Origin of the sequence: Lentzea sp. NPDC005914, assembly GCF_040629405.1 — a bacterium.
Lineage (GTDB): Bacteria > Actinomycetota > Actinomycetes > Mycobacteriales > Pseudonocardiaceae > Lentzea.
In genome coordinates, this window is the sequence record NZ_JBEXVQ010000005.1 from 198,864 (window position 1) to 225,771 (window position 26,908).

The window sequence follows — 26,908 nt, forward strand, 5'->3', positions numbered from 1 at the left end:
CAGGCGCCCGGACGCGAGGATTCCTGACAGGTCGCGTCTCGAGATGGGTTGAGGGATGGACAACGAACAGAAGCTCCGGGACTACCTCCGCCGGGCCAGTACGGACCTTCAGCGCACCAAGAGGCGCCTGCAGGACCTCGAAGCGGCCGCGTCGGAACCGATCGCCGTGGTCGGCATCGGCTGCCGGTTCCCCGGCGGGGTGCGCAGTCCCGAAGATCTGTGGCAGATGGTCGTGAACGGCGAGCACGGCATCCGCGCGTTCCCCACCGACCGCGGCTGGGATCCGGAGATGCTCGCCCTGTCGTCCAGCGACCAGGGCGGTTTCCTCGAGGGCGCGGGCGAGTTCGACGCCGACTTCTTCGGCATCTCGCCACGCGAGGCCCTGGGCATGAACCCGCAGCAGCGCGTGCTGCTCGAGGTCACCTGGGAGGCCCTGGAACGCGCGGGCATCGACCCGCACGCCCTGAAGGGTTCCTCCACCGCCGTGTTCGCGGGCGCGATGAACCAGGACTACCAGCTCGGCCCCGGCGAGGGCGGCGAGGGCATGGTCCTGCTGGGTTCCTCGAACTCGGTGATCTCGGGCCGCGTCTCCTACACCCTCGGCTTCGTGGGCCCGTCCGTCACCCTGGACACCGCCTGCTCTTCTTCTTTGGTGGCAATGCACCTGGCGATGCAGTCACTGCGCGCCGGGGAAAGCTCGCTGGCCCTGGCCGGCGGCGTCACCGTCATGGCCAACCCCGCGACCTTCGTGGAGTTCTCGCGCCAGGGCGGGTTGTCCTCGGACGGCCGCTGCCGCTCGTTCGCCGACTCCGCCGACGGCACGGGCTGGTCCGAGGGTGTCGGCGTGCTCGTGCTCGAGCGCCTGTCCGACGCGCGCCGCAACGGGCACGAGGTTCTGGCCGTGCTGCGCGGTTCCGCCGTGAACCAGGACGGCGCTTCGAACGGGTTGACGGCCCCGAACGGCCCCTCGCAGCAGCGCGTCATCCAGGCCGCCCTGGTCAACGCCCGCCTGTCCAGCGACCAGATCGACGTCGTCGAAGCCCACGGCACCGGCACCGTCCTGGGCGACCCGGTGGAGGCTCAGGCCCTCCTCGCCACCTACGGCCGCACCCGCCCCGCCGGCCAGCCCCTGCTCCTCGGCTCGGTGAAGTCGAACATCAGCCACACCCAGGCCGCCGCCGGTGTGGCCGGCGTGATCAAGATGATCATGGCCATCCGCGAGGGCGTGGTCCCGCAGACCCTGGGCGTCGAGACCCCTTCGAGTCACGTCGACTGGGACGCGGGTGCCGTCCGGCTCGTCACCTCGAACACGCCGTGGCCGCAGACCGGTCAGCCCCGCCGCGCCGCCGTCTCGTCCTTCGGCCTCTCGGGCACTAACGCACACACCATCATCGAGCAAGCCCCTGCCCCCGAACCTGTGGACAGCTCGGCCCCTGTGGACAACTCGGCCGATCCCGATCTTCAGCCCCGCGATTCGTCGGCCTCCCGTGAGACGCTTGGAGTGGGGACCTCGGTCTCCCCCCGGGGCCCCCAGTCGGGATCGATTCAGCCGGGCGCGATTCAGCAGGGTGCGGTGCCGTTCCTGGTCTCGGGCCGTTCCCGCGAGGCGTTGCGCGCTCAGGCCGAGCGACTTCTCGAGGTCGATGCTCCAGCCCTTGACCTCGCCTACTCTCTCGCGACCACCCGCGCGTCGTTCGACCACCGCGCGGCCATCGTCGGCGACCTGCGCACCGGTCTCCAGGCGCTGATCGACGGCACCCCGGCCCCCGGCCTGATCCAGGGCACGGCCGCGCGCACCAAGCAGGCGTTCCTGTTCACCGGCCAGGGCGCCCAGCGCATCGGCATGGGCAAAGACCTGTACGCGCGGTTCTCAGTCTTCGCAGAAGCGTTCGACGAGGTGCTCCAGCACCTCGATCCGAGCCTCAAAGCCGTCATCTGGGGCGAGACCGCCGAGGCTCTCGACCAGACCAGGTACACCCAGCCCGCGCTGTTCGCCATCGAGATCGCCCTCTACCGGCTCGTGGAGTCGTGGGGCCTGAAGCCGGACTTCGTCGCCGGCCACTCCATCGGCGAGATCGCCGCCGCGCACGTCGCCGGCGTGTTCAGCCTCGAAGACGCCGCGAAGCTCGTCACCGCCCGCGCCACACTGATGCAGAACCTCCCGGCCGGCGGCGTGATGATCGCGCTCCAGGCCACCGAGGACGAGGTCACCCCGCACCTCACCGGCAACGTCTCCGTCGCCGCCGTCAACGGCCCCACCAGCCTCGTCATCGCTGGCACCGAGGACGAAGCCCGCGCCGTCGCCGCCCGCTTCGAAGACCGCAAGACCAAGCAGCTCCAGGTCAGCCACGCCTTCCACTCGCCGCTCATGGAATCGATGCTCGACGAGTTCCGCGCGGCGATCGAGGCGATCACATTCGAAGCACCGATCATCCCGCTCGTCTCGAACGTCACCGGCGAGCAGGCCCGCGTCGAGCAGATCACCTCACCGGACTACTGGGTGAGCCACGTCCGCGAGGCGGTCAGGTTCGCCGCCGGCATCAACTGGCTGACCGGGCACGGCGTCACCCAGTTCGTGGAGATCGGCCCCGACGGCATCCTCACCGCGCTGGTCGAACAGGGCTGCGTCCCGCTGCTTCGCAAGGGCCGCGACGAGATCGAGGCGATCACCACCGCGCTCGCCGCCCTGCACGTCCGCGGCACCAAGGTCGACTGGCAGACGTACTTCGCGCACACCAACGCAAAGCGCGTCGACCTGCCGACGTATGCCTTCCAGACCAAGCACTACTGGCCCAAGGGCGGCGGCGGTTTCCACGACCCGCGCGCCGCGGGACTCGGCGCGGCACACCACCCGCTGCTCACCGCGACCGTCTCGTTCGCCGACCAGGACGGCGCGCTGCTCACCGGCCGCCTCACCCGCCAGACCCACCCGTGGCTGGTCGACCACGCCGTGCGCGGCACGGTTCTGTTGCCCGGCACGGCTTATCTCGAACTCGCGATCCGCGCGGGCGACGAGGTCGGCTGCGACCGCGTCGAAGAACTGACGCTGACCGCGCCGCTGATCGTCCCCGAACGCGGCGGCGTCCAGGTGCAGCTGTGGATCGGCAACGCCGACGCCCACGGCCGACGCACCGTCAAGATCTACTCGCGCGCGGAGGGGTCCGACGACGAACCGTGGACCCAGCACGCGATCGGCGTGCTCGGCGCACCTGCCCGTGAGGCCACGTTCGACACCACGGTGTGGCCGCCCGCCGGCGCCACCGCCCTGGACACCGAGGGCTGCTACGACAACTTCGCCGCGATGGGCTTCGAGTACGGGCCCGTCTTCCAAGGGCTGCAACAGGCTTGGCGCGGCGAGAACGGCGTCACCTACGCCGAGGTCTCGCTGCCCGAAGGCGTCGACCCGGCCGGATTCGGTCTGCACCCGGCGCTGCTGGACTCCGCCCTGCACGCCGCGCTGATCTCGGGTGAGGGCGAGGCCGGGCTGCCGTTCTCGTGGGAGGGCGTCTCGCTGCACGCGACCGGCGCCACCACGCTCCGGGTCCGCCTGACCCGCTCCGGCGGCAACGCTTACGCCATCGCGGCCGTCGACGGTGCCGGTGCGCCGGTCGCGTCGGTCGACTCGCTGGTGGTGCGCGCGGTCGCGGCAGAGTCCACTGTGGACCGCGATTCGCTGTTCCAGGTCGACTGGGTGCCGGTGACGGTTCCCGCGGCCGACAGCGTCGACAGCTCTGATGTCCTTGTCATCCCGTTGCAGGGCAACGAAGACGTCGTCGCGTCGGTTCACGAACTGACCGAGCGGGTTCTCGGCCTGCTGCAAGAGGAACGCGACGAGCGCGTCGTCTTCGTCACGAGCAGCACCGACCTCGCGTCCGCCGCCGTGTGGGGCATGGTGCGTTCGGCGCAGTCCGAGTCGCCGGGCCGCTTCTCGCTGATCGAGCTCGACGGCACGGACGCCTCCAACGCCGCTCTTGCCGCCGCTGTCGGCTCTGAGGAGCCACAGCTGGCTCTCCGGGACGGCGAGGTCTACGCGCCACGCCTGGCTCGCGCCGAGGTCGAGGACGCTCCGATGGAGTGGGGCTCGAAGGTCCTGATCACCGGCGGCACCGGAGGCCTCGGCAAGATCGTCGCCAAGCACCTGGTCACCGAGCACGGCGTGCGGGAGCTCGTGCTGGTGTCGCGGCGCGGCGCGGGTGACGTGTCGGAACTGGAGGCGTTGGGCGCCACCGTTTCCGTGGTGGCGTGCGACGTCGCCGACGCGTCCGCGGTCGCCGCCCTGGTCTCCGCGCACGAGATCACCGCTGTTGTGCACAGCGCTGGTGTCCTGGACGATGGCGTGATCTCGTCGCTCACGCCGGAGCGGCTGCACCCGGTACTGGCGCCGAAGGTCGACGCCGCCTGGAACCTGCACGTCGCGCTGCCCGGCATGCCGCTGGTGCTGTTCTCGTCACTGGCCGGCACCTGGGGAACCGCCGGTCAGGCCAACTACGCCGCCGGCAACCACTTCCTGGACGCGCTGGCGGAGTTCCGCCGCTCCATCGGTGTTCCCGCGGTGTCGCTGGCGTGGGGCGCGTGGGCCGGCGACGGCATGCTCACCGAGGCCGACGCCGACCGGATGACCCGCACCGGCATGCCTCCGCTGACCGTCGAGCAAGGCCTCGCCCTGTTCGACCGCGCGGTGGCGTCCACCTCCGCCGCTCTGGTGCCCGCGCGTCTCGACCTGGGCACGTTGCGGCAGCGCGGCGAGGTTCCGCCGTTGCTGCGCGGGCTGATCCGGGTTCGGACGCGCCGCGCGGCCTCGGGTTCGGAGACCGCCGACACGTTGATCCGCAGGCTTTCCGGCCTGGGTGCGGAAGAGCGTTCCGACGCGGTGCTGGAGCTGGTCCGCGGCCAGGTCGCCGCCGTGCTGGGGCATTCGAGCGGTGACGAGATCGAGTCCACCCGCCAGTTCCAGGACCTGGGCTTCGACTCGCTGACCGCCGTCGAGCTGCGCAACCAGCTGACCGCCGTGACGGGCCTGCGGCTGCCCGCGACGATGGTCTTCGACTACCCGACACCGGTTGCGCTGGCCTCGCACCTGCTGGACGAGCTGGTCGACGGCGCGGCTGATGTCGTTGTGCCGCAGGAGGTCCGGGCCGCCGCCTCGGACGATCCGATCGTGATCGTCGGCATGGGCTGCCGCTACCCGGACGGCATCGGGTCGGCGGACGACCTGTGGCGCCTGGTGTCCGAGGGCGGCGACGCGGTGTCGGGTCTCCCGTCGAACCGCGGCTGGGACCTCGAGAACCTCTACCACCCCGACCCCGACCACCCCGGCACGACGTACTCGCGCTCCGGCGGCTTCCTGCACGACGCCGGCGAGTTCGACGCCGGATTCTTCGGCATGTCACCCCGCGAAGCCCTCGGAACCGACTCGCAGCAGCGCATCCTGCTGGAGGTCGTCTGGGAGGCGATCGAACACGCCGGAATCGACCCGGTCTCCTTGCGCGGCACGCAGACCGGCGTGTTCGCGGGCGTCATGTACAACGACTACGGCGCGCGGCTCTCCGGCGGTGACTTCGAGGGCTTCCAGGGCTCCGGCACCTCACCGTCCATTGTGTCCGGTCGCGTCTCCTACACCCTGGGCCTGGAAGGCCCGGCGGTCACGGTGGACACCGCCTGCTCTTCGTCTTTGGTCGCGATGCACTGGGCGATGCAGGCCCTGCGCGCGGGGGAGTGCTCGCTGGCGCTGGCCGGTGGCGTGACGGTCATGTCGACGCCCACCGCCCTGATCGAGTTCTCCCGGCAGCGCGGCCTCTCGCCGGACGGCCGCTGCAAGGCGTTCTCCGACTCGGCCGACGGTGTGGGCTGGTCCGAGGGCGCCGGCGTGGTCGTGCTGGAACGCATGTCCGACGCCGTGCGCAACGGACACCCCGTGCTCGCGGTGGTGCGCGGCTCGGCGGTCAACCAGGACGGCGCTTCTAACGGCCTGATGGCGCCCAACGGTCCGGCTCAGCAGCGCGTGATCCGTGCCGCGCTGGCGAACGCCGGTCTGGGTTCGTCCGATGTGGACGTTGTCGAAGCGCACGGCACCGGCACGACTCTGGGCGACCCGATCGAGGCGCAGGCACTGCTCGCGACCTACGGCCAGAACCGCTCCGAGCCGCTGCTGCTCGGTTCGGTGAAGTCGAACATGGGGCACACGCAGGCCGCCGCGGGTGTCGCCGGCGTGATCAAGATGGTGCAGGCGATGCGCCACGGGGTGCTGCCGCAGACCCTGCATGTCACCACGGCTTCCTCGCACGTCGACTGGACCGAGGGCGCCGTCGAGCTGCTGACTTCCTCGCGCTCGTGGCCGGAGGTCTCCCGGCCCCGCCGTGCCGGTGTCTCGTCGTTCGGCATCTCGGGCACCAACGCCCACGTCATCATCGAGCAGCCACCGGCCGCCGGCGTTCCGAGTTCCGCGCCTTCGGACGTCGTCGTGCCGGTGGTGTTGTCCGGCCGCACCCGCCGTGCTGTGCGGGGACAGGCCGCGCGCCTGCGCTCGTTCGTCGAGTCGACCGATATTTCTGTGCGTGACCTGGCTTTCTCGCTGGCGACGACGCGTTCGGCGTTCGAGCAGCGCGCCGCCGTGGTCGCCGCCGACCGCGGGTCGTTGCTGCGTTCGCTGGGTGCTCTCGCGACGGAGAACTCCGACGCCGCCGTGGTCGAGGGCGAGGTCACGCCGGGCAAGGTGGCGTTCCTGTTCTCCGGTCAGGGATCCCAGCGCCTCGGCATGGGCCGAGAGCTCTACGCGCGGTACCCGGTGTTCGCTGCCGCTCTCGACGAGGTTCTCGACCGCCTGCCCGTACGCGACGTGATGTGGGGCTCCTCCGAGGAGGACCTGCAGCAGACCGGCAACGCCCAGCTCGCTCTGTTCGCCTTCGAGGTCGCGCTGTTCCGGCTCGTCCGGTCGTGGGGCGTCAAGGTCAACGCTCTCGTCGGCCACTCGATCGGCGAGATCGCCGCCGCCCACGTGGCCGGCGTGTTCTCGCTCGACGACGCCTGCACCCTGGTGTCGGCTCGCGCTCGCCTGATGCAGGCGCTGCCCGCCGGTGGGGCGATGGTCGCCGTCCAGGCAACCGAAGCCGAAGTCACCCCGCTGCTCAGCGACGGGGTCTCGATCGCCGCGATCAACGGCCCGTCGTCGGTGACCATCGCCGGTGTTGAACAAGAGGTTCGTAGGATCGTTGAACAATTCAACGACCGGAAGACCAAGCAGCTCTCCGTCTCGCACGCCTTCCACTCGCCGCTGATGGAGCCGATGCTCGGCGAGTTCCGCCAGGTCGTCGAGGGTCTTTCGTTCAACAATCCGACGATCCCGCTGTTCACGTGTGGGATTGTTCAACAATCCCACAGCGAGATCGTTCAACAATCCGACTACTGGGTCCGGCACGTGCGTGAGGCTGTCCGCTTCCACGACGCGGTCGAGGCGGCGGGCGCCGCCGGAGTGACGACGTTCGTGGAGATCGGCCCCGAGGGCGCGCTCTCGGCGTTGGTCGACGGCGCGATCCCGGTGCTGCGCAAGGACCGTTCGGAAGAGGCATCGGTCGCGCTCGCGCTGGGACGCCTGTTCGCCACCGGTGTGTCCGTGGACTGGAAGGCCTACTACGGCCCGGCGCACCGCGTGACGCTGCCGACGTACGCGTTCCAGCACGAGTACTACTGGCCGCTGGGTTCCACCGCGCCGGTGGTGGCGGACGCGGACCCGGCGGACGCCAAGCTGTGGGCGGCCATCGAACGCGGCGACGCCCGCGAGCTCGCCGCCCTGCTGAGGCTGGGGGAGGAGCAGAGCGCGTCGCTGGACTCGCTGATCCCGGCGCTGTCGTCGTGGCGCGCGGGCAACCAGGAGAAGACGCAGCTCGACTCGTGGCGGTACCGCGTGCTGTGGGCGCCGGTCCGCATCACGGGCGCACCGGTCCTGTCCGGTCACATCACGGTCCTGACGACTCCCGCCGTCGAGGCCGAGCCCTATCGCGCGGCACTCGCCGCTCACGGCGCCGAGGTCACCGTCGTCACCTCGGTCGCCGACGTTCCCGAGTGCGACCTCGTCGTGTCGTTGGTGGCGCTGGACGACACGCCGTCCCAGGTCCTGACCACCGGCCTGGAGCAGTCGATCCTGCTGGTCAAGTCGGTCGAGACGCCGATCTGGGCCGTCACGTCCGGCGCCGTCGCCGCCGAGACCTCGGACTCGGTGCGGTCCGCCGCCCAGGCCGCGGTGTGGGGCTTCGGCCGTGCGGCGGCGCTGGAGTACCCGCAGCGCTGGGCAGGTCTGATCGACATGCCCGGGACGCTGGACGAGAACGCGTTGCGCCGCTTCGTCTCCTGCGTCGCCGGCCTGGACGGCGAGGACCAGCTGGCGGTCCGGTCGTCCGGTGTGATGGGCCGCCGTCTGGCTCGCCGCCCGGTCGACGCGCTGCCGTCCGACTACACCGCTCACGGCACCGTGCTGATCACCGGCGGTACCGGCGGACTTGGTGCCACGACAGCGAAGTGGCTCGCCGAGCGCGGTGTCTCCGGTCTGGTGCTGACTTCTCGCCGGGGCATGGACGCGCCCGGTGCCGCCGAGCTCAAGGCGTCGCTGGAGGAGCTCGGCCCGCGGGTCTCGATCGTCGCCTGCGACGTCGCCGACCGCGAGGCGCTTTCCGTTGTTCTGCAGGACATCACCGACCTGTCCGGCGTCGTGCACACCGCCGGTGCCGCACAGCACGCTCCACTCGAGCAGACTTCGCTCGACGACTTCGCGGACGTGCTGTCCGCCAAGGTGATCGGCGCCGCGAACCTCGACGCGCTCGTCGGCGAGGTTGACTTCTTCGTGCTGTTCGGCTCGATCGCGGGCGTGTGGGGCAGCGGCGGCCAGGCGGCCTACGGTGCCGCGAACGCCTACTGCGACGCCCTCGCCGAAGCGCGCCGCGCCCGTGGCCTGCGGGCGACGTCGATCGCGTGGGGCCCGTGGGCCGAGGTCGGCATGGCGACGCACGAGGCCATGTCCGACAACCTGGCGCGCCGCGGCCTGACGTTCCTGCAACCGCAGCAGGCCGTCGTCGAGCTGAACCGTGCCGTGATGCACGACGACACCTGCGTCACCGTCGTCGACATCAACTGGGACACCTACTTCCCGCTGTTCACCTCGGTCCGCCCGTCCGCTCTGCTGTCCGACCTGCCCGAGGTCAAGGCTCTGACGGTCGTCGAGGAAGTCCGCCGCGACGACTCGGAGTTCGCGCGCAAGCTCCGTTCACTGTCCGAAGAGGACCAGAAGCGCAGGCTGGTCGACCTGGTGCGCGCCGAGGCCGCCGCGACGCTCGGCCACAGCTCGGTCGAGGAGGTGGGGGAGAACCGCGCGTTCCGCGACATCGGGTTCGACTCGCTGACCGCCGTCGAGCTGCGCAAGAAGCTGTCCGACGCCACCGGTCTGTCGTTGCCCGCCACCCTGGTCTTCGACTACCCGACGCCGGTCGTCCTGGCCGAGCACCTGCTCGCCGAACTGCTCGGCGCCGCCGAGGAGGCGCTGACCTACTCGGCGAACATCGACTCGGACGAGCCGATCGCGATCGTCGGCATGAGCTGCCGCTTCCCCGGTGACGCCGACACCCCGGAGGCGTTCTGGGAGATGGTGCTCGCCGGCACCGACGCGATCACGGAGTTCCCGGCGGACCGCGGCTTCGACATGGCGCAGATGTACGACCCGGACCCCGACCGCCCCGGCACCACCTACACGACCGCCGGCGGTTACCTGCCCGGCGCGGGCGACTTCGACCCGTCGTTCTTCGGCATCTCGCCGCGCGAAGCCACCGGCATGGACCCCCAGCAGCGCCTGCTGCTGGAGACCACGTGGGAGGCCGTCGAACGCGCGGGCATCGACCCGGCCGCCTTGCGCGGCAAGAAGGTCGGCGCGTTCATCGGCTCCTCCTACATCGAGTACGGCGGCGGTGACGGCGGTTCCGAGGGCTACCAGGTCACCGGCACGTCGCCGTCGGTCCTGTCCGGCCGCGTCGCCTACGTCTTCGGTTTCGAAGGCCCCGCCGTCACCGTCGACACCGCCTGCTCTTCTTCTTTGGTGGCAATGCATCTGGCGTGCCAGTCGTTGCGCACCGGTGAGTCCGCCTTCGCAGTCGCCGGTGGCGCGACGATCATGCCGAACCCGAAGCCGCTGATCGCCTTCTCCCGCCAGCGCGCGCTGGCACGTGACGGCCGCTGCAAGTCGTTCTCCGACACGGCGGACGGCATGATCCTCTCCGAGGGCATCGGCATGCTCCTGCTGATGCGCCAGTCCGACGCTTTGGCGGTTGGACACCGCATTCTGGCCGTCATCCGCGGCTCGGCCGTCAACCAGGACGGCGCCTCCAACGGCCTCTCCGCCCCGAACGGCCCGTCGCAACAGCGCGTGATCATGCAGGCCCTCGCCAACTCCGGCGTGGTCACCAACGACATCGACGCCCTCGACGCGCACGGCACCGGCACGTCCCTCGGCGACCCGATCGAGGCCCAGGCCCTGTTCAACACCTACGGCCGCGACCGCGACGCCGACCGCCCGCTGCTCCTGGGCTCGGTGAAGTCGAACATCGGCCACACCCAGTCCGCCGCGGGTGTCGCGTCCGTCATCAAGATGGTCATGGCTCTGCAGCACGGCGTCCTGCCGCGCACCCTGCACGCCGGCGAGCCCTCGACGCACGTCGACTGGACCCCCGGCACCATCTCCCTGCTGCAGGACACCACCACCTGGCCCGAGACCGGCCGCGCCCGCCGCTGCGCCGTCTCGTCGTTCGGCATCTCCGGCACCAACGCCCACGTGATCTTGGAACAGGCGACCGCACCAGAACTGTCGGTGCCGTCTGAGACGATAGGGATGGGGGGTGAATCCCCCCAGGGGGCCAGCCAATCGGTATCGATTCCGTGGCTGCTGTCGGCCAAGTCCGACGCGGCCCTGCGCGCTCAGCTCGAAGGCGTGCGCGCGCTCGACGCCGACCCCGCCGACATCGCCTACAGCCTGAGCCTGCGCCCGGACTTCGACCACCGCGCGGTGCTCATCGACGGCACCGAGACCAGGGGCGTCGCCGACCTCGAGCGCAAGGTCGCGTTCATCTTCCCCGGCCAAGGCTCGCAGTGGGCCGGCATGGGCGCGCAGCTCCTCGACGAGTCGCCGGTGTTCGCCGCCCGCATGGCCGAATGCGCCGCCGCCCTCAAACCCCACACCGACTGGAACCTCCTCGACGTCATCCGCGGCGCGGGCAGCCTCGACCGCGTCGACGTCGTCCAGCCGGCGAGCTGGGCGATGATGGTGTCGCTCGCCGAAGTCTGGAAGCACCACGGCGTCATCCCCGACGCCGTCATCGGCCACTCGCAGGGCGAAATCGCGGCCGCCGCGGTGAGCGGGGCACTCAGCCTCGAAGACGCCGCCAAGGTCGTCGCCCTGCGCAGCCAGGCCATCCGCCGCGTCATGTCGGGCCGCGGCAGCATCGTCTCCATCGGACTGTCCGCGGCGGAGATCGGGCCGCACCTCGAAGAGTGGGGCGACCGCCTCAGCCTCGCCGCCACCAACGGCCCCCGAAGCGTCGCCGTCTCCGGTGACCTGGAAGCGCTCGACGCGTTGTGCGGCAAGCTCGTCGAACAGGGCGTGCGGGTCCGCCGCATCGAGGTCGACTACGCCTCGCACTCGGCCCAGGTCGAGGACCTCCGCGACGACATCCTCACCGACCTCGCCACCATCACCCCGCAAAGCCCGCACACGAAGTTCCTCTCCACCGTCACCGGCGAGTGGAACGACGCGAACACCAACGCCGAGTACTGGTTCACCAACCTCCGCCAGACCGTGCACCTCAACGAGGCTGTCGAGCAGCTGATCAGCAGCGGCCACCAGGTGTTCGTCGAGGTCAGCTCGCACCCGGTCCTCACGCCGGGCGTGCAGGACGCTCTCGAAGGCAAACGCGGCGTCGTCACCGGCACACTGCGCCGCGACATCGGCGGCCTGCACCGCGTCCTGCTGTCCCTGGCCGAGGTCTGGGTTCGCGGCTACCCGGTCCAGTGGCACCTCGACGGCGCCCGCGTCGACCTGCCCACCTACCCGTTCCAGCACGAGCGCTTCTGGATCGGCCCGCCGCAGCACCCCGGCGCCACGCACGAAGACCCGGCAGACGCCGCGTTCTGGCAGGCCGTCGAGCAGTCCGACCTCGCCACCCTCACCCAGAGCCTGCACCTCGACGAGGCCACGCTCGCCGCCGTCCTGCCCGCCCTCACCACGTTCCGCCAAGCCAGCCGCGACCAGTCCACAACGGACTCCTGGCGCTACCGCACCACGTGGAAGCCGTTGCGCGGACTCGACAACGGCAAGATCACCGGAAACTGGGTCGTCGTCACCACCGACGCCATCGACGACACCGACGTCGTCACCGCGCTCGGCAACGTCCAGCGGATCGTCCTGGACGCCAACGACGACCGCACCACCATCGCCGCGAAGCTCGTCGACGCGGACGGCATCGTCTCGCTGTTGCCCACCGACGAACGCCCCGGAACACTAGGCCTGCCAACGGGTCTGCTGCTGACCGTCAACCTGATCAACGCGCTCGGCGACGCCGGCAGCACGGCCCGCGTCTGGAACATCTCCCGCAACGCCGTCTCCACGGGCCGCGCGGACACCGTCGACCACCCGGCACAGGTGCAGGCGGTCGGCATCGGCTGGACCGCCGCGCTGGAGCACCCGCAGCGCTGGGGCGGCTCCATCGACCTGCCCGAGAAGCTCGACCAGCGTGCCGCGCAACGGTTCGTGTCCGCCCTGGTCAACGCCGGCGACGAGGACCAGTTCGCGATCCGCGCGTCCGGCACGCTGGCCCGCCGCGTCGTCCGCGCACCGTCTCGTCCGTCCAACACCGACTGGACCCCGCGCGGGACCACGATCATCACCGGCGGCACCGGAACGCTCGGCCCGCACGTCGCCCGCTTCTTCGCGCACAAGGGCGCCGAGCACCTGGTGCTGACCAGCCGTCGCGGCCTCGACGCCCCCGGAGCCCGCGAACTCGTCGCGGAGCTGGAAGAACTCGGCACTCCCGCCACGGTCGTGGCTTGCGACATCTCTCAACGAGACGACGTCGAACGCATGCTCGACGAGCTGCGCGCGGAAGGCCGCGAGATCCGCTCGGTCGTCCACACCGCAGCGGTCATCGGCCTGCACTCCATCGACGGGTCCACTGTGGAGGGTCTGAGCGAGATCCTCGCCGCGAAGGTCGACGGCGCCGCCCACCTGGACGCGCTGCTGACCGAGGACCTCGACGCGTTCGTGCTGTTCTCCTCGATCTCCGGCATGTGGGGCTCCGGCAACCACGCGTCCTATGTGGCCGGTAACGCCTACCTGAACTCGTTGGCCGCCAACCGTCGTGCGCGAGGACTGCGCTGCACCTCGGTCTCGTGGGGCATCTGGTCCGACGACCTCGGCCTCGGCCGCGTCGACACCGACCAGATCCGCCGCAGCGGCCTGGAGTTCATGAAGGCACGGCTGGCGCTGGCCGGGCTGCAGCGCGCGATCGAGGACGACGAGACCGAGATCGCCATCGCGAACATCGCCTGGGACCGCTACTACCCGGTCTTCACCGCGATGCGCCCGACCACGCTCTTCGAGGAACTGCCCGAAGTTCGCGCTCTCACCGTCGCCGCCGAACAGGCCACGGCCTCCGACGGCTCGGACTTCGCGGTCCGCCTGCGCGCTCTCCCGCCCGCCGAACGCGAACAGCAGCTGCTCGAGCTCGTGCGCGCCGAAGCCGCGTCCGTGCTGGGCATGGCCTCGACCGACGCGCTGACCGAGCACCGGGCGTTCCGCGAGGTCGGTTTCGACTCGATCACCGCCGTCGACCTGCGCAACAAGCTCGCCGCCGCAACGGGTCTGACGCTGCCGACCACCATGGTGTTCGACCACCCGAGCCCGCTCGCCCTCACGGAGTTCCTGCTCGGCGAACTTCTCGGCGCGGACACGGGCTCCACCGCTCCGGTCGTCGCGTCGGTCGTCTCCGACGAGCCGATCGCGATCATCGGCATGGCCTGCCGCTATCCCGGCGGCGTCGCGACCCCGGAAGACCTCTGGAACGTCGTCATGAACGGCGTCGACGCGATCTCCGGCTTCCCGGCGGACCGCGGCTGGGACGGCGACTCCCTCTACAACCCCGACCCGGACGCCCCCGGTGGCGCCTACTCGGTGCAGGGCGGCTTCCTGCACGACGTCGCGAACTTCGACCCCGGCTTCTTCGGCATCAGCCCTCGCGAAGCCCTCTCGATGGACCCGCAGCAGCGTCTCCTGCTGGAGACCGCGTGGGAGTCCATCGAACGCGCCGGCATCGACCCGCAGTCGCTCAAGGGAACCCTGACCGGCGCCTTCGTCGGCGCCTCCTACCAGGACTACTCGGCGGGCGGCTCCGACCAGCCCGGCGACGAGGGCCACATGATCACCGGCACGCTCTCCAGCGTGCTGTCGGGCCGCGTCTCCTACCTGTTCGGCCTCGAAGGCCCCGCCGTCACCCTCGACACGGCCTGTTCTTCTTCTCTGGTGGCGTTGCACCTCGCGTGCCAGTCCCTGCGCGACGGCGAGTCGTCCCTGGCTCTTGCGGGTGGCGTCTCGGTCATGGCGACTCCGGGCGCCTTCGTCGGCTTCTCCCGGCAGCGTGCGCTGGCCCGCGACGGCCGGTGCAAGGCCTACTCCGACGCCGCCGACGGCATGACCCTCGCCGAGGGCGTAGGCCTGGTCCTGCTCGAACGTCTCTCCGACGCTCAGCGCAACGGCCACCGCATCCTGGCCGTCGTGCGTGGCTCGGCGGTCAACCAGGACGGCGCCTCCAACGGCCTGACCGCCCCGAACGGCCCGTCGCAGCAACGAGTCATCCGCCAGGCCCTGGCCAACGCGCGCCTGGAACCGTCCGAAGTGGACGCCATCGACGGCCACGGCACCGGTACGGCCCTGGGCGACCCGATCGAGGCCCAGGCCCTGCTGGCCACCTACGGCCAGAACCGCGAACGCCCGCTGCTCCTGGGCTCCATGAAGTCGAACATCGGCCACACCCAGATGGCGTCCGGCGTCGCCTCCATCATCAAGATGGTGCTCGCTCTGCGCGCTGGCGTGCTGCCCCGAACCCTGCACGTGGACCAGCCTTCGACGAAGGTCGACTGGTCCTCGGGCTCCATCAAGCTCCTCGCCACCGAAGAACCGTGGCCCGTCACCGGCCACCCGCGCCGAGCCGGCGTCTCCTCCTTCGGCCTCTCCGGCACCAACGCTCACGTGATCCTGGAAGCGCCGGGGATCCCCCCGATTTCCAGCGTACCGGCCGAAACCGCTGGTCAGCCGGGCTCGCAGGAATCTGTGGACAACTCCACGCCTGTGGACAACTCCGCCGATGTCGATCTCCACGCCGCAGAACCGTCCGCCTCCCGTGCGACGATTGGAGTGGGGACCTCGGTCTCCCCCTGGGGGGCCCAGGCGGGATCGATCCAGGCCGGCGCGGTGCCGGTGCTGCTGTCGGCGCGCGCGGACGAGGCGCTCAGGCAGTTGGCCGGGCGTGTGCTGGAGGTCGACGCGGACCTGGTCGACCTGGCCGCGGCGCTGGCCACGAAGCGGTCGACGTTCGAGAAGCGCGCTGTCGTCGTCGCGAGCGACCGCGACGAACTGGTGCGCGGCCTGACGGCGTTGCGCGACGACCAGCCGGACGCGAGTGTCACTCGTGGCCAGACCACGCGCGGCCGCACCGCGTTCCTGTTCACCGGCCAAGGCTCGCAGCGCCTCGGCATGGGCAAGGCGTTGTACGAGCGCTACCCGGTGTTCGCCGACGCCCTCGACGCGGTCTGCGCCCACCTCGACGCGGACCTCGACCGGCCGTTGCGCGACGTCATGTGGGGCGATGACCCGGACCAGCTCAACCAGACCGGCTACGCACAGCCCGCCATCTTCGCGACCGAAATCGCCCTCTACCGGCTCGTCGAGTCGTGGGGCGTGACGCCGGACTACCTGGCGGGCCACTCGATCGGCGAGATCGCCGCCGCACACGTCGCGGGCGTGCTCAGCCTCGACGACGCGTGCACGCTGATCTCGGCACGAGCCCGCCTCATGCAGGCGCTGCCGACCGGTGGCGCGATGATCGCGATCCAGGCCACCGAAGCCGACATCACCCCGCTCCTCACCGAGCGCGTGTCGATCGCCGCGATCAACGGGCCCACCAGCATCGTCATCGCGGGCGACGAGACCGAAGCCGAGACGATCGCGGCGCGGTTCGAGAAGACCAAGCGCCTCACCGTCAGCAACGCGTTCCACTCGCCGCTGATGGACCCGATGCTCGACGACTTCCGCGCGGCGATCAGCGGCATCCAGTTCAGCACGCCGGCGATCCCGCTGGTCGCCGACGACGTCACCGACCCGGAGCACTGGGTGCGGCACGTCCGCGACGCCGTCCGGTTCGCCGACAAGGTCACGCAGCTGGAAAGCAAAGGCGTGCGGGCGTTCCTGGAACTCGGCCCCGACGGCGTGCTCACCGGCATGGCCCAGGAGTCGATCACCGAGGACGCCGTGCTGGTCCCGGCCCTGCGCCGCGACCGCGACGAGGTCGTGACACTGCTGACCGCGCTGGCCGGCCTCCACGTCCGCGGCACGGTCGTCGACTGGGCCGCCTACTTCGCGGGCGCCGCCGCCGACGTCGAGCTGCCGACCTATCCGTTCCAGCACCAGCGTTTCTGGCCAGAGCCGGTCGCGGTGACCAGCAAGGACGGGGACTTCGTCGACGACGAGTTCTGGGCCGCGGTCGAACGCGAGGACTTCACCGCACTGGCGCAGTGGCGTTCGCGCAAGCAGCAGTCCACAGTGGACTCCTGGCGTTACGCGGTGACCTGGAAGCCGATCACGACGTCCGGGACCCTCACCGGCCCGTGGCTGGTCCTCACCAACCGCGACGCGTCCGAGCTGATCGACGCGCTCGGCGTCGACACGGTCGTGGTCGACGCCGCGGCCACCCGAGCGGAGCTCGCCGAGCAGGTCCGCGGCGACTACGCCGGCGTGCTGTCGCTGCTCGCATTGAACACGGACGCCGAGGACGCGCTCGTCCGCACTTCTGTTGTGGTGCAGGCGCTTGGCGACGCCGGCCAGGACGCGCCGCTGTGGGTGGCGACGCAGGGCGCGGTGTCGGCCGGCGGCGGCGAGCAGATCGCCGACCCCGGCCTCGCCACCGTGCACGGCCTCGGCCGCGTCATCGCGTTGGAGCACCCGCAGCGCTGGGGCGGCCTGATCGACCTGCCCTCGCAGCTCGACTGGAACACCGCGCGCCGCATTCCCGGCGTGCTCGCGGGGACCGAGGACCAGGTCGCGGTGCGGCCGTCCGGCGTCTACGGCCGCCGCCTTATCCACAGCACCCCGAGCGCACTGCACCGCGACTACCGGCCGGGCCGCGTGCTCGTCACCGGCGGCACCGGCGCGATCGGCAAGCAGGTCGCGCAGTGGCTGCTCGACCACGACGCCGAGCAGGTCATCCTGGTCAGCCGCACCGGAACCGCGGACTTCGCGGACCCGCGCGTGATCGTCAAGTCCTGCGACGTCGCCGACCGCGACGCTCTCTGCGCGCTGCTCGCCGAGCACCCGGTGACGTCGGTCTTCCACGCGGCGGGAGTCGTGGAGGACGGCCTCGTCGAGTCGATGGACGCCACGTCGTTCACGAACCTGTTGCGCGCCAAGGTCCACGCGACCCGCAACCTGCACGAGCTCACGCACGACCTCGACGCGTTCGTGCTCTTCGCCTCGACCGCGGGCGTCATCGGCGGCGCGGGCCAAGGCAACTACGCCGCGGCCAACGCGTTCCTGGACGCCTTCGCCGAACACCGCCGCCTGCAAGGACTTCCGGCCACCTCGGTGGCGTGGGGGCCGTGGGGCGAGGCGGGCATGGCGGCAGCCGGCCCCGTCGCGGAACGCTTGAAGCGCGGCGGTTTCACGCCGATGGAGCCCGCGCTGGCGTTGCAGGCCCTCAAGCAGGCCATCGAACACGGCGACGCGGCCGTGCTGGTCGCGGAGATCGACTGGGAACGGTTCCTGCCCGCGCTCGCCGGTCTGCGCCCGGCGCCGCTCGTCGGCGACCTGCCCGAGGTCAAACGGTTCCACACCACCGAAAAGGTCGTGGAATCCGCAGATCAGCCGCAGTTCCGCAAGGCACTCGCGGGTCTCTCGAAGGCCGAACGCACCCGCGCGGTCCTCGACCTGGTGCGCGGCCAGATCGCCGCGGTCCTCGGCCACGGCAACGCCTCCGACGTCGACCCTGACCGCGCGTTCCTCGACCTCGGCTTTGACTCCTTGACCACCCTGGAGCTGCGCAACCGCCTGCAGGCCGCGACCGAGCTGACGCTGCCCGCCTCGCTCCTCTACGACTACCCGACGCCTTACGACCTGGCGGACTTCCTGCTGGGCGAGGTCGGCGACGTGCCGGCCGAAGTCGTCGTCCAGCGTCTCGACGACGACCCGATCGCCATCGTCGGCATCGGCTGCCGTTTCCCCGGCGGCGTGACGTCACCGGAAGCCTTCTGGGACCTGGTCTCCACCGGCGGCGACGGCATCAGTTCGTTCCCGTCCGACCGCGGCTGGGACCTCGCGGCACTCGGCGCCGGTGCGTCGGCGTCGCTGGAAGCCGGTTTCCTCAACGGTGTGGCGGACTTCGACGCGCACTTCTTCGGCATCTCGCCGCGGGAAGCGCTCGCGATGGACCCGCAGCAGCGTCTGGTGCTGGAGACGGCCTGGGAGGCTCTGGAACGCACCGGCATTGACCCGCTGTCGTTGAAGGGCAGCGCGACCGGCGTGTTCGTCGGCACCAACGGCCAGGACTACGAGAACATCCTGCGCCGCTCGCTCGACCCCGACATCCAGGGCTACCTCGCCACCGGCAACACCGCGTCGGTGATGTCCGGCCGCCTCTCCTACGTCCTCGGACTCGAAGGCCCGGCCGTCACCATCGACACGGCGTGCTCGTCGTCGTTGGTCGCGATGCACTGGGCGATGCGCGCGCTCCGCTCCGGCGAGTGCTCTCTCGCTCTCGCGGGCGGTGTCTCGGTCATGTCGAGCCCCGACTCGTTCGTCGAGTTCACCACCCAGGGCGGTCTCGCCCCGGACGGCCGCTGCAAGGCCTTCGCCGACGGTGCCAACGGCACGGCGTGGTCCGAGGGCGCGGGCATTCTCGTGCTGGAACGTCTGTCCGACGCGATCGCTCAGGGCCACGACGTGCTGGCGATCGTGCGTGGCTCCGCGGTCAACTCCGACGGCGCCTCCAACGGCCTCACCGCCCCGAACGGCCCCTCGCAGCAGCGCGTCATCCGCCGCGCTCTCGCGGACGCTGGTCTGTCCGTGAGCGATATCGACGCCGTGGAAGCCCACGGCACCGGTACGACGCTGGGCGACCCGATTGAGGCCCAGGCACTGCTCACCACGTTCGCCGACCGCTCCGAACCTCTCTACCTCGGCTCGGTGAAGTCGAACATCGGCCACTCGCAGGCGGCGGCAGGTGTCGCGGGCGTGATCAAGATGGTCGAGGCGATGCGCCACGGCGTGCTGCCCCGCACCCTCCACGTCGACGCCCCGACCTCGCACGTCGACTGGACCTCGGGCCCGGTCGCCCTCCTGACCGAGAACACCACCTGGCCGTCGTCGGACCGCCCCCGCCGCGCGGGCATCTCCGCGTTCGGCCTCTCCGGCACCAACGCCCACGTGATCCTCGAAGCGCCGGGGATCCCCCCGATTTCCAGCGTACCGGCCGAAACCGCTGGTCAGCCGGGCTCGCAGGAATCTGTGGACAACTCGGCGCCTGTGGACAACTCGGCCGATGTCGATCTCCACACCCCGGAATCGTCCGACCCCCGTGGGACTATTGGAGTGGGGACCTCGCGTCCCCCCAAGGGGGCCCCCGTCGTTGTTTCGGCGAAGTCCTCCGATGCCCTGCGCGCTCAGATCGACCAGCTCCGCGAGGTCGAGGCGGATCAGCTCGACCTGGCGTACTCGGCGGCGACGACGCGCGCGCAGTTCGCGCACCGGGCGTTGCTGATCGACGGCGCAGAGGTCGCGAACGGTGTGGCGCGCAAGGCGGGCACGACGGCGTTCCTGTTCACCGGTCAGGGTTCGCAGCGTCTCGGGATGGGCCGCGAGCTCTACGCGCGGTTCGACACGTTCCGCACCGCCCTCGACGAGGTGCTCGCCCACCTCGACCTGGACCTGAGGAACATCATCTGGGGCGAGGACGAACAGAAGCTCAACCAGACCGGCAACACCCAGCCCGCGCTGTTCGCCATCGAGGTCGCGCTCGCCCGGCTCGTCCAGAGCCTCGGCGTCCTGCCCGACCACGTCGCCGGCCACTCCATCGGCGAGATCGCGGCCGCGCACATCGCCGGCGTGCTCACCCTCGAAGACGCGGCCAAGCTCGTCACCGCCCGCGCCACCCTCATGCAAGCCCTCCCGGCCGGCGGCGCGATGGTCTCCATCCTCGCCACCGAAGCCGAGGTGAGGAAACACCTGGGCAAGTCGAAGAAGGTGTCGATCGCGGCGGTCAACGGACCGAACAGCGTCGTCATCGCCGGCGACAAGACCCAGGTGCAGAAGATCGCCAAGAAGTTCGAGAAGACCAAGCAGCTCACCGTCAGCCACGCGTTCCACTCGCCGCTGATGGACCCGATGCTCGACGACTTCCGCGCGGCGATCAGCGGCATCACCTTCACCGCGCCGCGCATCCCGATCGCCTCCACCGGCGACGTCACTACCGTCGACCACTGGGTGAACCACGTCCGCGACACGGTCCGCTTCCACGACAACGTCCAGAGTCTTAAAGACATCGACACGTTCGTCGAGATCGGTCCGGACGGCGTGCTCGCGGCCATGGTCGACGGAGCCGTTGCGACACAACGCAAGGACCGCGACGAGGTCAGCGCGTTCGGTCTCGCGCTCGGCACCCTGCACGTCCGGGGCGCCGACATCGACTGGCAGCAGTACTTCGCGGGCACCGGAGCAAAGCGCATCCCGTTGCCCACTTACGCGTTCCAGCGCGAACGCTTCTGGCCGACCACCACGCCGAAGTCCACAACGGACGACTGGCTCTACGAGGTGGTGTGGGAGAAGAACAACATCCCCACCACGACAGACGGCATCTGGCTCGTCATCGGTGACGCAACAGGTTTCGTGGGCACAACGGTGACCGAACTCGTGCCGGGCGACTACGCCGGTGTCATCTCGACTACCGACGCCAGCCCGTTCGACGTCCTGAACACTCTGGAAGCCAACAACATCAAGGCCCCGCTGTGGTGTGTCAGCGGCGAACCCGCAGTCTGGGGCGAAGGTCGCGTCGCCGCGCTGGAGCACCCGGAACGCTGGGGCGGCCTGATCCGCGTCGAAACCGACACGTGGGCCATTCCTCAGGGCGAGCAGGAAGTCGCCTTCCGCGACGAGGGCGCCTTCGTCCCACGGCTGCGCCGCATCGAGGCCACCACCCCGTGGACCCCGACCGGCCAGATCCTGCTCGTCGGCGCCGAAGGTCCCATGGGTGAGCAGCTCAAGACGTTGCCCAACACCACCGATGTGCTGACCGACGACGTCACCGCAGTGATCCACCTCGGTGGAATCGACTCGCTCGAGCACCTCGACGAGCAGCTCGGCGACCGCGAGCTGGAGGCGTTCGTGGTCTTCGGCTCAGTCGCCGGTACGTGGGGCTTCCGCGGCCAGGCCCAGCAGGCCGCGCACAGCGTGATTGTCGAAGAGTTCGCCAGGCAGCGGAAAGCACGTGGCCTCAAGGCGACCTCCATCGCGTACGCGCCGTGGGAAGGCACGACCGACCAGAGCATGACCGCGCACCTGAGGATCAGCGGCATCCCGGTCCTCGACGCCCCGAACGCCCTCGCCGCTCTGCACCAGGCTGTCGCGAGTGGACGGACGAACGTCGTCGTCGCGAACGTCGACTGGAAGACCTTCCAACACAACAACAAGCTGTTCGCCAACTTCAAGCAACAGCAAGCCGCGGAACCGGTGCTCAAGCAGACGCTGGTCAAGCTGCCCGAGTACGAACGCCACGGCGCGCTGCTCACCCTCGTCCGCGAGAAGGCGGCGCTCGTCCTCGGCCACAACGGAACCGGCGCGATCGAGCCGGACGTCCCGTTCCGCGACCTCGGCTTCGACTCGCTCACCGCCGTCGACCTGCGCAACCAGATCCAGACCGAGTCGGGTCTGCAGCTGAGCGCCACTCTGGTGTTCGACTACCCGACGCCGAACGAGCTCGCCGAGCACCTGCTCACCGAACTTCTCGGCGGCGCGGACGAAATCCAGTTCACCACCAGGACCGTCACCGACGAACCGATCGCGATCGTCGGCATGGCCTGCCGCTACCCCGGAGACGTGCGGTCGCCGGAAGACCTGTGGCAGCTGCTGCTCGAAGGCCGCGACGCGATCGGGGACTTCCCGGCCGACCGCGGCTGGGACCTCACCTCACTCTACAGTGGACAGAGCGTCACCCGCAGCGGCGGTTTCCTCTACGACGTCCCGAACTTCGACCCGGACTTCTTCTCGATCTCGCCGCGCGAAGCGATGGTCATGGACCCGCAGCAACGCATCGTGCTCGAGACCGCCTGGGAAGCACTGGAACGGGCGGGCGTCGACCCGGCCACGATCCGCGGCTCCGTCACCGGTGTGTTCGTCGGTGGTGGCAGCGGCGAGTACCGGCCGTCACCTGAGGAGACCGGCCTGGAGTGGCAGACCGCGCAGTCCGCGTCGCTGCTGTCCGGCCGCCTCGCCTACACGTTCGGCCTGCAGGGACCGACGGTCTCGGTCGACACCGCGTGCTCGTCGTCGCTGGTATCGCTGCACCTCGCGGCCCAGGCGCTGCGCACGGGTGAGTGCGAGATGGCGCTCGCCGGCGGTGTGTGCGTGATGTCGACACCGGTCGGGTTCATCGAGTTCAGCGCCCAGGGCGCCTTGTCGGAAGACGGCCGCTGCAAGGCGTTCTCCGACAACGCCGACGGCACGGGCTGGGCTGAAGGCGTCGGCATGCTCGTTCTGGAACGGCTCTCCGACGCTGTGCGCAACGGCCACGAAGTGCTGGCGGTCGTGCGCGGTTCGGCGATCAACTCCGACGGTGCGTCGAACGGGTTGACCGCCCCGTCCGGACCGGCCCAGCAGCGGGTCATCCGGCAGGCGCTGGCCGCGTCGGGGTTGCGTCCGTCCGATGTGGACGCCGTCGAGGCGCACGGCACGGGCACCAAGCTCGGTGACCCGATCGAGGCGCAGGCGCTGCTCACCGTCTACGGGCGGGACCGCACCTCGCCGTTGCTCCTGGGCGCGGTGAAGTCGAACATCGGCCACACGCAGGCCGCGTCCGGTGTCGCGGGCGTGATCAAGATGGTGATGGCGATGCGGGCGGGCGAACTGCCGCGGACCCTGCACGCCGAGACGCCGTCCTCGCACGTCGACTGGAGCACCGGCGCGGTCCAGCTGCTGCAGGACCGCACGGCATGGCCTACCGTCGACCGCGCACGCCGCGCCGCCGTGTCGTCGTTCGGCGCCAGCGGCACCAACGCCCACGTGATCTTGGAATCGCCCGCGTCGGGGATCCCCCCAATTTCCAGCGTACCGGATGAAAGTGCTGGTCAAGGGGCCGCTCAGCGATCTGTGGATAACTTTGGAGTGGTTCCGGTGCTGGTGTCCGGGCGGACGCCTGCCGCGCTGCGTGACCAGGCCGCGCGCCTGCTCGACATCGACGCGGACCTGCTGGACATCGCGCGTTCGGCGGCGACCACGCGGGCTTCGTTCGACCAGCGCGCGGTAGTGCTGGCCGGCAGTCGCGAAGAGCTGACCGACGCGCTCGCCGCGATCGCGTCCGACGTGCGCAACCCGCTGGTGATCAGGGACGAGGTGGCGCGCTCCGGCAAGCTCGCGTTCCTGTTCGCCGGCCAGGGTTCACAGCGCATCGGCATGGGTCGCGAGCTGTACGCCCGATTCCCGGTGTTCAAGAACGCCTTCGACGAGGTCCTGAGCCACCTCGACGCCGGCCTGAAGAACAACATCTGGGGCGACGACCAGGACGCGCCCAACCTCACCGGCACCACGCAGCCCGCGCTGTTCGCCATCGAGGTCGCGCTGTTCCGCCTGACCGAGTCGTGGGGGCTCAAGCCGGACTTCCTCGCGGGCCACTCGATCGGCGAGATCGCGGCGGCACACGTCGCAGGCGTTCTCAGCCTGCGGGACGCGGCGAAGCTCGTCACCGTGCGGTCGGCGCTGATGCAGGCGCTGCCCGAGGGCGGCGCGATGGTCGCGGTCCAGGCCAGTGAAGACGTCGTGCTGCCGCACCTCACCGACGGCGTGACGATCGCGGCGGTCAACGGCCCGGACTCGGTGGTCATCGCCGGGCCGGAAGCAGCTGTGGGCGCGATCGCGGAACGCTGGAAGGCCAAGCGTTTGCGCGTCTCGCACGCCTTCCACTCGCCGCTGATGGACCCGATGCTGGACGAGTTCCGGTCCACTGTGGAGTCGCTGGCCTTCAGCCAACCGCGGATTCCTGTGGTGGCGGAAGGGGACATCACGAGCCCGGAGTACTGGGTCCGGCACGTGCGGGAAGCGGTGCGGTTCGCGGACAACGTGCGGTCGCTCACCGAACGCGGCGTCACGACGTTCGTGGAGCTGGGCCCGGACGCGACCCTGTCCGGCCTGGTCGCCGGCGGCATCCCGGTGCTGCGCAAGGACCGCGGCGAGGAGCAGTCGATCGTCTCGGCGCTCGCCCGCCTGCACACCCGTGGCGTGAAGGTCGACTGGACAGGGTTCTTCGGGTCGGGACGCACCATCACGCTGCCTACTTACGCGTTCCAGCACCAGAGGTTCTGGCCGTCGACGATGGCCAGCTCGGCGAGGCCCGCCGCACCGTCCAACGACGACGCGGCGTTCTGGGCAGCGGTCGAGGGCGAGGACTTCGGGTCGCTGCAGAATGTTCTCAGCGTCGACACCACGGCTTTGGAACAGGTGCTGCCCGCGCTGCTGGACTGGCGCAAGCAGCGCAACGACCTCGCGCTCGTCGACAGCTGGCGGCATCGCATCACGTGGAAGTCCTTGGACGCCACCAGGTCCGGGGAGCTCACCGGCACCTGGCTCGCGGTGACCGCAGGGCCTGACGAGTGGACTGACGCGGTCATCGACTCGCTCGGCGTCAGCGTGGTGCGGATCGACATCGCGACCCCGGACCGTGAGGCCATCGCGGAGGAGTTGCGCTCGCTCGGCACGTCGTTCGCCGGTGTGCTGTCACTCCTCGGCCGGGCGGACGCGGGTTCGACGAGCGCGCCGGCCGGTGTGCTGCTGACCGCCGCGTTGATCCAGGCGCTCGGCGACGCGGGCGTCAACGCCCCGCTGTGGTGCGCGACTCGCGACGGTGTCGCGGTCAACGGCACGGCTTTCGAGGACCTGACGCAGGCCGCGATCCACGGCCTCGGCCGGGTTGTGACGCTGGAACACCCGGAACGCTGGGGTGGTCTGGTCGACCTGCCACCGGTGATCGACGACAGGGTCGCGAACGGGTTCACGTCCGTCCTTTCCGGACTCGACGGCGAGGACCAGGTCGCGGTGCGGTCGAACGGTCTGTTCGGACGACGCCTGGTCGCTGCCCCGGCATCCGTTGCGGGACAGGAATGGCAGCCGCGCGGCACCGTCCTGATCACCGGCGGCACTGGTGCGCTCGGCGGCCACGTCGCCCGGATGCTCGCGCGGAACGGCGCCGAGCACCTGGTTCTGCTGAGCCGCAGCGGCTTGAAGGCCGACGGCGCTGCCGAACTGCGGAGCGAGCTGGTCGGAATGGGTGTCGACGTCACGATCGCCGCGTGCGACGTCGCGGACCGCAAGTCGTTGCAGGCAGTGCTTTCCGCCGTTCCGTCGCCGTTGACCGGCGTTGTGCACACCGCGGGCGTCATCGACGACGGCGTGCTCGACAAGATGACGCCGGAGCGGTTCGAGGCGGTGTTCCGCAGCAAGGTCACCTCGGCGCTGCTGCTGGACGAGCTGACGTCCGACCTGGACGCGTTCGTGCTGTTCTCGTCCGCGTCGTCGTCGGTCGGCAGTCCCGGCCAGGCGAACTACGCGGCGGCGAACGCGATGCTCGACGCGCTGGCGGACCGCAGGCGCGCTCAGGGCCTCGCGGCGACGTCGATCGCGTGGGGTGCGTGGGGTGGCGGCGGCATGGCCGACACCGAGGACGCGCTGGCCAACGCCAAGCGTGCCGGAATCGCTTCGATGGACCCCGTTCTGGCGTGTGTGGCGCTTCGGCAGCTCGTCGGTGAAGGGCTCGCCACCGCGGTGGTGGCGGCAGTGGACAAGGGCCGGTTCTCCGGCGGGTTCCGCCCGAACCCGCTGCTGCGGGAGCTGGTCACCGAGTCCGCCGCGGAAGCTCCGGTGGCATCGGGCGCGTTCCGGGACACGTTGCTGGCCCTGCCCGTGCCGAAACGCTTTGACGAGGTGCTGGACCTGGTCAGGACGCGTGCTGCGGAGGTGCTCGGACAAGCGGACGTCGACGCCGTGCGACCGGATCGGCCGTTCCGCGACCTCGGGTTCGACTCTCTCGCGGTAGTCGAGCTGCGCAACCAGCTCAACGCGGCCACGGGCCTGTCGCTCGCCTCGACGCTCGTCTTCGATCACCCGTCACCGGAGGAGCTCGCGACGCACGTGCTGACCGAGCTGATCCCAGAGGCGGCCGACGCCGTGGTGTCCGAGGAGACGGAGATCCGCGACCTGCTGGCGCGGGTGCCGCTCGCCCAGCTGCGCGAGATCGGCGTGCTGGAACCGTTGATGCAGCTCATCGGCCGTGGCTCCGGTGAGGTGGTGGAGGAGGACATCGACGAGATGAGCGTCGATGACCTCATCCAGGCCGCGCTCGACGGCCAGGCTGACTGACGT

At 70.3% G+C, this 26,908-nt stretch carries 1 protein-coding gene; it reads left to right on the forward strand.

Annotation, left to right across the window (positions count from 1 at the left end; genetic code table 11):
* The first annotated feature begins 55 nt into the window (after positions 1 to 55).
* Positions 56 to 26,905, forward strand: a complete 26,850-nt coding sequence (locus ABZ345_RS09590) for a type I polyketide synthase (protein ID WP_359844777.1) — start codon at positions 56 to 58, stop codon at positions 26,903 to 26,905.
* The last annotated feature ends 3 nt before the right edge of the window (positions 26,906 to 26,908 follow it).

Excerpts from the sequence above, each read along its gene's own strand:
- ABZ345_RS09590 (WP_359844777.1), top strand. The coding sequence starts at position 56 with ATGGACAACGAACAGAAGCTCCGGGACTACCTCCGCCGGGCCAGTACG.